Source organism: Cephaloticoccus capnophilus (assembly GCF_001580045.1).
GTDB lineage: Bacteria > Verrucomicrobiota > Verrucomicrobiia > Opitutales > Opitutaceae > Cephaloticoccus > Cephaloticoccus capnophilus.
On the sequence record NZ_LSZP01000026.1, the window covers coordinates 1 to 10,400 of the forward strand.

At 59.1% G+C, this 10,400-nt stretch carries 8 protein-coding genes; 4 read left to right on the forward strand and 4 right to left on the reverse strand.

What is annotated here, in order from left to right:
* Positions 1–292: 292 nt before the first annotated feature.
* Together AXK12_RS02710 and AXK12_RS02715 are read right to left on the reverse strand one after the other, a co-directional pair.
* Positions 293–1,213 (reverse strand): phytanoyl-CoA dioxygenase family protein, encoded by a 921-nt coding sequence (locus AXK12_RS02710; RefSeq protein ID WP_082782594.1) that lies wholly within the window; start codon positions 1,211–1,213, stop codon positions 293–295.
* Between the two features lie 158 nt (positions 1,214–1,371).
* Positions 1,372–1,743, reverse strand: coding sequence for a dUTPase (locus tag AXK12_RS02715; RefSeq protein ID WP_068711238.1), 372 nt, complete (start codon positions 1,741–1,743; stop codon positions 1,372–1,374).
* Between the two features lie 220 nt (positions 1,744–1,963).
* On the opposite strand from AXK12_RS02715, the gene AXK12_RS02720 reads away from it, so the two are divergent.
* The 3 genes from AXK12_RS02720 (at position 1,964) to ruvB (ending at position 5,981) form a co-directional block, all read left to right on the forward strand.
* Complete coding sequence (locus tag AXK12_RS02720) at positions 1,964–3,166, forward strand: hypothetical protein (RefSeq protein ID WP_068711239.1); 1,203 nt, start codon at positions 1,964–1,966, stop codon at positions 3,164–3,166.
* A 174-nt stretch (positions 3,167–3,340) separates the two neighbouring features.
* The gene (locus AXK12_RS02725; RefSeq protein WP_068711240.1) at positions 3,341–4,636 is read left to right on the forward strand and encodes a UDP-N-acetylglucosamine 1-carboxyvinyltransferase; all 1,296 of its coding nucleotides are present in this window, start codon (positions 3,341–3,343) and stop codon (positions 4,634–4,636) included.
* A gap of 340 nt (positions 4,637–4,976) precedes the next feature.
* Positions 4,977–5,981, forward strand: a complete 1,005-nt coding sequence (gene ruvB / locus AXK12_RS02730; RefSeq protein ID WP_068711245.1) for a Holliday junction branch migration DNA helicase RuvB — start codon at positions 4,977–4,979, stop codon at positions 5,979–5,981.
* Between the two features lie 252 nt (positions 5,982–6,233).
* Here ruvB and AXK12_RS02735 read toward each other — a convergent pair whose 3' ends face one another.
* Complete coding sequence (locus AXK12_RS02735) at positions 6,234–7,469, reverse strand: KamA family radical SAM protein (RefSeq protein ID WP_068711241.1); 1,236 nt, start codon at positions 7,467–7,469, stop codon at positions 6,234–6,236.
* 543 nt (positions 7,470–8,012) lie between these two features.
* On the opposite strand from AXK12_RS02735, the gene carA reads away from it, so the two are divergent.
* Positions 8,013–9,185 carry a glutamine-hydrolyzing carbamoyl-phosphate synthase small subunit gene (gene carA, locus AXK12_RS02740; protein ID WP_068711242.1) on the forward strand — a complete coding sequence of 391 codons (1,173 nt, stop codon included), beginning with the start codon at positions 8,013–8,015 and terminating at the stop codon, positions 9,183–9,185.
* 212 nt (positions 9,186–9,397) lie between these two features.
* Here the strand turns inward: carA and AXK12_RS08850 are convergent.
* Positions 9,398–10,400 (reverse strand): PEP-CTERM sorting domain-containing protein (locus AXK12_RS08850; RefSeq protein ID WP_156468812.1); only part of this gene is annotated, 1,003 nt, incomplete at its 5' end.

The following is a 10,400-nucleotide window of genomic DNA, read 5'->3' on the forward strand; positions in this document are numbered from 1 at the left end:
AGGAATCACCAAGGCTAAATTCGGAACGCTCACGAGAGGAGAGCATTAGCCAAAACGATCTCCCTATTCAGGTTATCAGTGAGTCATAACGGTCGATTATGAGATAGAGAGCAGCAGCCATAAGCCCCGAAGGGGCGGAGTTAAACGTAGTTGGGAAGCCTTTCGACACTAATAGAAAAACCCAAGCCTCTCTACTGAGTGGCTTGGGTTTGTTAGATTTTTGGCTAAGGCCTGCTCCCGTTTCAAATGTGAGCAGACCCTAAGGCCTAGGAGCTTTTAGGAGCCCGACAGATCAGTACCCCGCTGCCCCTTTCCAAGTACCGCCGCAAGGACCCCCATTTTTTTCGGATTCAACCGCGATATCTCGGCCATCCATCGTAACGACGGGAGCGTAGTATTCAGAGATCTTGGCGATATCCCCCCTCGCGTAGTGGCAAATCCATGAGCGACGGAAACGGTCTTTTGACCGGTTAGGGCCCGAACCGTGGATTACGTTACCATTAAAAAAGAGCGTGTCGCCTGCTTTCATGTCAGCTGGGATTGGCTTCAGACCCTTTGGAATCGGCACCTTATGAGGCGCATAACTTAGGTTGGGATCGGCTGTATCCGGACAGACCAAGTCGGAATTCTGCGAATTGGGAACGACCATTAAGCCGCCATTTTCGGCATCGCAATCATCGCACGCGGTCCACGCAGCCATACAGGTGCCAGGCGAAGCCAAGATATAGAAGTTGTCTTGGTGCATCGCCTGCCCGCGCGCACCGGGAGGCTTAAAGTAATACATGGTTTGGGTCCCAACGGAGTCTGTGCCCATGAATTTTTCAACATATACCCGTATCTTGGGGTGCAAGAAGTAATCCCGGGCCCTTGCGTTAAAACGATGCGCGTGCATCACACGCGGCCACACCCGCAACGGGTCTACCTGGTCTCTGTTCTCGGTTCTGTCATCTTCATCTCGCCAGCCATCCAGCTTGCCCAGTTCGTAAAACCCTGGGACGCCACCATCGGCATGCATCTTCGCGAAGATTGAGTTAATCTCCTCAACTTCTTCGAGAGAAAAGTTTCCGCGAGCGATAAAGTAGCCATCACGATGAAAAGCCTCCGCCGCCGCAGCGAGGTCGGCTTCACTTACATTAGCGGCATCTAGCACGACAGGCTGAGTCGCCGAGTATCCCTTAACGGGAATTTCCTTTTCGGGTGTTTGTGGGGTCATAAGATAGTGTGGGATTCGGCGCCGACCCTAGCACAAGCCGCCTCAAAAATCTAGAGGGTGTGGCATGGTTTTTAGCGGTCTTATCTTATATTAACGCTACTTATCAAAGAGCGCCGACACGAAGCCCCAATCCTAATCAGCGCTCCCGTTTTTAGCCGCTAAATGTGCTTCGAGTCGTCTGCGTCCTTCGCGACGTAGCCACTATCCTGACGCTGATGGTTCACTGCATTTTTCTTCAGGTACGCTTGGTAGACATCCTCGGCAGTCATCCCGAGAGTCTGAGCCAGCGAGACGAGGAAGTGGAACAGATCGACGACCTCGACCTTCGCGTTTTGCTCGTCGAATTTTTGGTACTTCGCCCACCACTTCCACGGCACACTATCGATCAGCTCCGCAGTCTCTTGCTGCATGGCGCGTGTGTAGTTGAGCACCCACCTCGTCTTTTCCTCATCATCGGCAGGCGGCAGCGTCACGCCAATCCGCTGGTTGAGTGCCTCCTGCATCCGAAAGATCTCTTCGAGTTTATCCATAAACCCGCAGAGGCTGAAAGAAGCCGCCCCCCTGCGCGAGGCTTTTTGTTTGATGCTTGCAGCGGCGCGGAGGCTCCCCGACCCTCCGCTGCTTAACTTTGGCGTAGAGCCCGCGCGGGAGGCGCGCGCAGCACCGCCAAAGTCCTCACTAAATACATGGCTGCTCGCCGCTCTTTTTTGCGGTTCCAGTGCCTTAGCTACATAAAACTACACAAAACCCATGTCAGACACAGAAAAGTCCGGTGCCGTGCTCGACGAGCCCACTGCGACAACCCCTGCCGCTCAAAGCGGCGATACATGCGCAAGCCTTGGTGGCGATCAGCCCGCCACTACGCGCCTCGAAGAAAGCACCACGGATCAGGCATCACAACCCGATGCACAAGACCAGCCGCAGTCGGACTTCGCATTCGGAACCTCTCGCGGCTCGGGCTTGGCCCGAGGCAAACGCAAGACTATCACTGCTCCCGACGCCCCGGCGCCCCAGCCAAACAGTAACGGATACCAACCGACCGCGATCGAAGTCATCACGCCCAAAAGCGAATACTCGAACCCGTTTACCGGAGAGACTGTTGTCGAAACGCCGCGTCAGGAGGAGCTGTCGCAAATAGAAACGCCTAAACACGAGGAGCCGCTAATCCGGACAAGCCCGACCTCAGAGGAAAGCACTGCGGAGCCGGAAACGTCCACGACTCCAAACAGCTCTGAAAGTAGTGGCGAAACACCTACAACACAGGTACAGCCCAAGCCTGAACTCAAAATCCTACCGCCCGCCCAACCCAACCGCAGCCGCCAAAGCTGGGAAAGCCCCAGTGAGCACCCAGCGCGCCGGGCTGCCGCCGCCGCGACCGATAGCGAAAAAACGAACAACGCCGCGACTGCCGAAGCTCCGCGCTCGCGCAGCCCACGCGGCAGCAGCGAAGGCCGACCAACCTTCCAACCCGAGCGGCGCTCGCGCAGCCCACGCAGTGACGCGGGCTCCGAAAAACCGTCGCGCGAAGAGCGCCCCAAACGCGAACCGCGCTCCGAGCACGGCCCACGCGCTGCCGGCAGCCCGACTGCCAAACCGACCGCCAAGCCCCAAGGCTTCTTCGGTTGGCTAAAGAGCCTCTTCGGCGGAGGTAACAGTAAGCCCAGTGCTTCTGGCTCAAAAGCCTCAGGCCGCAGCGAACAACGTCACGAAGGCGGCCCCAAACGTCGCAGTCGCGGCGGACGCGGACGCGGCACCGGCAACGGTCCCCGTAGCGGCAGCGAGTCCTTCAGTGGCCGCCGCAATGGCGAGAAAACTGCAGGCGAGCACGCCTCGCCCAGTCGGGGCCTGGACGAGCAACGCGATCGCCCACGCAACCGCAGTCGCGGTGGGCGTGGCGGACGCGGACGTAGTGGGCCGCGCTCCGAAGGTCAGCAAAGCGGCGGCGCGATCTAAGGGCCTACGCTCCCCCTTCATTGTTGACGCGCCGCTCGCTAGCGGCGCGTCACGATTCGCAATCCCCTCTATTTCATGGGCCATCTGTGGTAGCCTGAGAACTGCCTCGTCTTTGTTTTTTCAAGCTGCCCCGCCTCCTCCTCTCGTTTCCGCGTCTCTTTCCCAGCCCCTGTAATGGCCGATTTAATCGTTAACGGCGGCAAGCCCCTCTCCGGCACCATCACCCCCTCGGGTAACAAAAACTCGGTACTGCCCATTCTGTGCGCAACGCTGCTCACCGACGAGCCGGTCACGTTGCACAACGTGCCCAACATCACAGACGTCGAAAAACTCCTCGCCTTCTTCGCTGCCCAAGGCTCGCAACTCACCTGGGATCGCGACAGTTGCACACTCACTGTCTCACACCGCAACTTCGACACCGAACAACTCGCGGGCGAACTCCCTGCTGGTATGCGCTCCTCGGTGCTCCTCTTTGCGCCAATCCTTCAACGCATGGGCCGCCTCCGCCTGCCCTCTAACGCCAAAGGCTGCTCGCTCGGAATCCGCGAACTTGATCCGCACTTAGAGATTTTAGAGAAGCTCGGCGCAAAGCTCTCTCAATCCGGCGACGCACACACGCTCAAGCTCGACGGGCGTTTTCGCGCCGCGCGCCACTGGCCCGACTACATGTCAGTCACGGCGACTGAAAACTTCGCCATGGCCGCCGTCCTTGCCGAGGGCGAGTCTGTCCTCATCAACGCCGCGAGCGAGCCCCACGTCCAAGACCTTTGCCAAGTGCTCGTCAGCATGGGAGCACAGATTAGTGGCCTCGGCACTAGCCAACTCGTCATCACCGGAGTCGAGCGGCTGCGTGGCGGCACCTTTACCATCAACTCCGACCATCACGAGGTCGTCACCTTCCTCGCACTTGGGGCTATCACCGGCGGCGAAGTGCGCGTGCGCCACTCTGTGCCCCAGCACTTCGACCTCATTGGCCGAGCCTTCGGTAAACTCGGCGTCGCGATCGAACACGAGGCCGACACCGCGCTCGTCCGCGCACGCCAACCCCTCCACATCGCCGCCCCCTTTACGACCAACCTGCTCCCGCGCATTGAGGCCGCGCCCTGGCCTTACTTTCCCGTCGACCTACTCCCCTGCATGATCGCGCTCGCAGTACGCGCCGAAGGCACAATGCAGTTTTGGAACAAGGTCTACGAAGGCGGCTTTGGCTGGATGCACGAGCTCGCCAAATTCGGGGCACACATCGCCGTAAGCGACCCGCACCGCGTCATCGTATTCGGCGCACGCCCCTTGCACCCCACAATCGTCGACGCGCCCTACATCATCCGCGCCGCCGTCGCGCTCTACATGGTCGCGGCAAGCATCCCGGGCTCCAGCGTCGTTAAAAATGCCGACACCATCCGCCGCGCCCATCCAAACTTCGTGGGAAACCTCCGCAGCCTCGGTGCCGAGGTCGAATGGGGGACTTAGCAAACGCAGGCCCCGCTAGGGCCTGCTCCCGTTTCAAACGCGAGCCGCGACGGAGGCAGATTTTGAGCAGCACAGCGGCAAGGCGCGAGAAGCGAAGTTTGCTCATGCAGATGATCGACGAGTAACACAGCGACGAGCGTGCGCAGCACACGTGAGTGGCGAGCCGCGAAGGAGCCAGATACCCCGTCCCTTCGCGCCGGCTCTCTGCGCTTTTTAGCTTTCGCCCGAAACGGGAAGCCGCAGTTTTTCGGACGTGCAGCACGCCCGTATCGTCGAGACCTCCGCCTCCCAGGCGCCCACCCGCTCCCCCGAAAAACCCGAAAAGACGGGAGTCGACTTTTTGGCAACTGCGCTCGACGCGACCGGCTCGCCTGCCGAAGCCGCTCTGCGCCCGCTCAAGTTTGAAGACTTCACCGGCCAGGCAAAAACCATCGAACGGCTGCGCGTGATGGTCGGTGCAGCCCGCCGTCGCGGCGAAGCACTTAACCACATTTTACTCTCCGGCCCGCCCGGGCTCGGCAAGACAACGCTCGCCTTTATCCTCGGTAATGAGCTCGGCAGAAACGTCCGCGTGACCTCCGGCCCTGTCATCGAAAAAGCCGGCGACCTCGCAGGGCTGCTTACGAACCTCGAAGCGGGCGACATCCTCTTCATCGACGAGATTCACCGCATCCAAAAAACCGTCGAGGAATACCTCTACTCGGCGATGGAGGACTTCCGGCTCGACATCATGATCGACCAAGGGCCCAACGCCCGCAGCGTGCGGCTGTCCATCCCGCGCTTTACGCTCATCGGAGCGACGACGCGCAGCGGCCTACTCACCGCACCGCTGCGCTCGCGCTTCACCCTCCAAACGCGGCTCGACTACTACGACGCCCCCACCCTCGCGGGCATTATCCGCCGCAGTTGCGGACTCCTTCAGGTCGAAATCGACGCGGGCGGTGCGGCAGAAATCGCCGCACGCGCACGCGGCACCCCCCGCATCGCCAATAACCTGATCAACTTCGTCCGCGATTACGCCCAAGAACGCGCCGACGGACGGATTACCCAAAAAATCGCCGCCGCGGCCCTCGAGCTTTTGGAAATCGACGCCTCGGGGCTCGACGAGATGGACAAGCGGATGCTGCGCGTCATAGCCGAGAACTATCGTGGCGGCCCGGTCGGCATGAGCACAATCGCCGTCGCCGTCGGCGAGGAGTCCGAAACACTCGAAGAAGTGCACGAGCCCTTCCTTATCCAAGAAGGCTACCTGCAACGCACGCCCCAAGGCCGAGTCATCACGCCAAAGGGCGCACGCGCAATCGGACTTTCCGGCTTCACCAACGAGCAAGGCACGCTGCTGTAGCAGTCACGGTTTAGCGCAGTTTATTTGGCGGCGCGTGGTCACTCGCCTCGCTGACTCACACTTCCCTTTCCCGGATAAAAACACTAGGGCCGCCCGTTTCAGGGCGGCCCATGTGACCTAACACCAAACAAACCTATATGAATGACAAACCTGTTTAACCTACGCAGCCGCTAGACGAGGCCGCGCGGGAAACGTTCAAAGTTTGCTCAGCTTTTTAACCCTTTCTGAAAAAAGTCCGGTCGGCCCCCGCGCTTACACGGACACAGGTTCAGCAATCGGCTCGGCGACACGCTCCGGCTCGCTCACAGGCTTCTGCGGCGCCGCCTCATCGGGGACTCGTGCGCCCACGAGTGGCGTGCTCTTCAGCGGGTAACGGAAACGGCGGCCCTCGAAATTGTGGAAGACCACTTCTTCGTCGGTGATTTTATCCAAGTACTCGGGGTTAATCGGCACCTTCCCGCCGCCGCCAGGCGCATCGATCACGTATTGGGGAACCGCGTAACCAGTCGTGTGCCCGCGCAGGGCTTCGATGATTTCGATGCCGCGCCGCACATCGGCCTTAAAGTGCGCGCCGCCCGTAATCAGATCCATTTGGTAAATGTAGTACGGCCGCACGCGCATCCGCAGCAGTCGGTGGACGAGTGCCTTCATCACCTCGGGGTCGTCGTTTATCCCGCGCAGTAGCACGCTCTGATTTCCGAGCGGCACCCCCGCAAAGGCCAGCCGCTCGCACGCGTCCTTGAGCGCTTGGGTGCACTCGCGCGGGTGATTCACGTGGATACTCATCCAAATCGGCCCGTGCTTTTTAAAAATTTCGCAAAGCTCGGGCGTCACGCGCTGCGGCAAAAACACCGGAATCCGCGACCCGATGCGGATAAACTCCACATGAGGAATCGCACGCAAGCGGCCCAGTAACATGTCGAGCTTCCCGTCCGAAAGCAGCAGCGGGTCGCCACCGCTGAGCAACACGTCGCGCACTTCGGGATGCGCAGCGATGTAGGCCAACGCCGCCTCGTGCTGCGGGTGAAAGTCGTAGTGCTGCGCGTTGGACACCATCCGGCTGCGCGTGCAGTAGCGGCAATAAGACGCGCAGCGATCCGTCACCAGAAACAGCACACGGTCAGGGTAGCGGTGGACGAGCCCGGGGACCGGCGAGTGCTCGTCCTCCCCCAGCGAGTCGAGCATCTCTTCCTCGGCGAGCTGCATCTCGCCCGCGCGGGGGATGACTTGCTTGCGAATCGGACAGTCGGGATCATCGCGGTCGATGAGGTTAAAGAAATACGGGGTAATCGCCAGCGAGAGCTTTTGCTTGGCAAAGAGGATTCCCGCGCGCTCCTCCCGGGTCGGCGTCAAGTAGCGCTCGAGCTGCTCCAGCGTCGTTATCCGGTTACGCAACTGCCAGCCCCAACTGTTCCAGTCACTCGCGGGGACATCGGCCCAAAGGCCCTGCCCCTCATACCAAGTCGCGCGATCTTCTTTGTAAGGCATGGGTTTTCGTAAGGGGCAAAGGGGTAGCCCTCGCAGAAAACCTGTCAAATAGCTGACACGATAAAATCGCAGCCCGAAGGGACGGGCTACCACTGTCCGCGAGGTAAATGCCAGAGCTCACAGACCTCCACTACGCGTGGGGCGGCAGCGTGTCGCTGCACCCATTTACAGAGCCGCTTGGCTGCCGTGCATTCGCACAGCAGCCAAGCGGCTCTGTGAAAAGGACCCCAAACTTGGAGGCGGGAGTTTATGGGTAATTTTTCCCACCTCCCCCAAACGGGTTATCACTCTACTTTCCCTTTTACCACTCTCCCTGTCGCAACGCGACAGGGGGAATGCTTTCAAATTTGGGAATTGGTTTCGTCGCGAAGCGACGGGGCCAATTCCCAAATTAAATGGAAGCGGTCACTGACCGCCGCCCCACGCGCAGTGGAAAATCTGCCTCCGTCGCGGCTCGCGTTTGAGATGGGAGCAGGCCCTAAGGTGTTTTCTCGTTGCCCCGCCATTGACGAGGACGCGGCGGCCCCCTTTCGTTGCACTTTAATGTCCACGCCCAAGCCCGGTGTCCTAGCTCTTGAAGACGGTAGTGTGTTTCGCGGCCTCGCCTACGGTGCCGCCAAAACCATCACCGGAGAATGTGTTTTTAACACCTCGATGACTGGCTATCAGGAGATCCTCACCGACCCCTCCTATTGCGGCCAAATCATCACGATGACCGCCCCGCAAATCGGCAACTACGGGCTAAATGCCGAGGACAACGAAGCGGGCGGCCCCAAGTGCTCCGGCCTCGTCGTGCGCGAGCTCTCGCCCGTCGTCAGTAATTGGCGCGCCACGACCTCGCTCCCCGATTACCTCACTGCGCACGGCATCCCCTGTCTGAGCGAAATCGACACGCGAGCCCTCACCAAAAAACTCCGCGTCGAAGGGGCCATGCGCAGTTGCCTCTCCACTCTGCCACTCAGCGACGCCGAGGCGGTCGCCCTCGCGCGCAGTGCCGCCGAAATGCAAGGCAGCGACTACGTGCGCGAAGTCACCTGCCGCGAGCCCTACCTTTGGCGCGACGACGCGTCCGAAAACCATAACGCGCCCTACCTGCCCGCTGGCACGACGCTCGGCACGACCACCGCCCCCGCAACCCGTTACCGCGTCGCCGCCTTCGACTTTGGCGCGAAGCACAGCATCTACCGCAAACTCGTCCGCCACGGCTTCGAGGTGCAGATCTTCCCCGCCACCGCACCCGCCGCACTCATCCGCGAACACGCGCCCGATTGCCTCTTCCTCTCCAACGGCCCGGGTGACCCCGCCGCGCTCCCCTACATTCACAAAACCGTGACCGAGCTCTTAGGCGAGTTCCCCACCTTCGGCATCTGCCTCGGCCACCAAATGCTCACCTACGCGCTCGGCGGGCACACCTTTAAACTCAAATTCGGCCACCGCGGCGGAAACCTTCCCGTTAAAAATTTGGAAACGGGCAAAGTCTCCATCACCGCGCAAAACCACGGCTTCGCGACCGAGCCCAAGAGCATCGAAGCGGGCGGCGGGATCGTCACCGAGGTCAACCTAAACGACGGCACGGTCGAGGGCCTGCGCCACCGCGAGCTCCCCATCTTCTCCGTGCAATACCACCCCGAAGCGGCACCCGGCCCCAACGACGCCGACCCGCTCTTCGGCGACTTCTACACCCTCGTCTCCAAACGTAAGGCTGGGAAAATCTGAGACAGGCTGCCTCTGCCGTATTCATCGCGCGGGCAAAAGGTAGCACGCAAAGTAATCCACCCGCCAAAGCGCAAGCATCGCCATTCATGGCGAGGTCAAGCGAGGCAGTTGTTCTATGGAGCCGAAGGCTCCGCCAACTGGTGGAGGAGAAGCCCCGGACGCAAGGCCGGGGTTCTTCACGGCGGGAAAAGTCTCAGCCCCTTTTGCTCGGCTCAGCGACAGTGCCGATGCGGCTTCTTTTTCCGCCACACGACTAGTCCGATTCCGACCACGCCAAAAGTCGCGCCATAAGTTGCAGGCTCCGGCGTTCCCGAAATCGCCCAGTAATCTTTGTTATAGTCTTCAAGCTGAGTTCTCCCAGGTAGATATTCCTTAAAGGCAATCCGCTTTAGTGCATCCTCAAGATTGCTACTCGTCTTCCGAACAAGGAAAAAGTGAGTGCCTTCTCGCCAGCCCTGGACGACTAGCTCAGCCCCATTAGCAATTGATAAGTCGTCCAAATAAAGAAAACGCTTACCCTGTGGTGATCCACTCCAATCAAAATGGAGAAGAGACTTTCCCTCGACCACAAGCTTGTGAAAGGACTCCTCTTTTATAAAACTTGCCCTGGTAAATTGAAAACTGGAGTCTCGCAATCGCACGGTGGAATTACGCCCAATCTGTTTACTACCCCAAAGAGCGATCCTCGCACCACTATCAATAAAAATATCTCCGCTAATCGCAATCGCCCCCTTCGTCTTATTTAGCGTAATCCTAGTACTCCGCCCCGACACTAGGACAGGTCCAGTAAAGGTATTACTTTTATCTCCATCCAATACGACAGCCCTGTACCCGTTATTCACCGGCCCTCTTATTCGCAGACCTACGCTATTTACCCCATTATCAGCAATGACGGAGCCAATATGAAAAACCTCAAAATTTTCTCCCTGTACTCTAAGCCAGACATCCAAGAACTTTTGACTCGAAGTAAGAACTCCACCCCCTGAAATATACGCCGCAGATACCGATGCATAAACGTTTATTCCACCCGCACCAATCGTGAGCCTATAGGGGGCTCTTATATCCACATTCCCACCTTGATATATAGTCAGACTATGTAAATTCCGATTGGCGCTAAGGGTGTGCCTTGAGTCTATATAAACATCAGAACCATCTATCCAATTCCTCTCATTTTCTCCTACTACTTTACGATAACTTATACCTGGGGGGGGGGGG

Bases quoted from the DNA above. Each gene is read 5' to 3' on its own strand.
- AXK12_RS02710 (WP_082782594.1), bottom strand. From the start codon at position 1,213: ATGACCCCACAAACACCCGAAAAGGAAATTCCCGTTAAGGGATACTCG.
- AXK12_RS02720 (WP_068711239.1), top strand. From the start codon at position 1,964: ATGTCAGACACAGAAAAGTCCGGTGCCGTGCTCGACGAGCCCACTGCG.
- AXK12_RS02715 (WP_068711238.1), bottom strand. From the start codon at position 1,743: ATGGATAAACTCGAAGAGATCTTTCGGATGCAGGAGGCACTCAACCAG.
- AXK12_RS02725 (WP_068711240.1), top strand. From the start codon at position 3,341: ATGGCCGATTTAATCGTTAACGGCGGCAAGCCCCTCTCCGGCACCATC.
- AXK12_RS02735 (WP_068711241.1), bottom strand. From the start codon at position 7,469: ATGCCTTACAAAGAAGATCGCGCGACTTGGTATGAGGGGCAGGGCCTT.
- carA (WP_068711242.1), top strand. From the start codon at position 8,013: ATGTCCACGCCCAAGCCCGGTGTCCTAGCTCTTGAAGACGGTAGTGTG.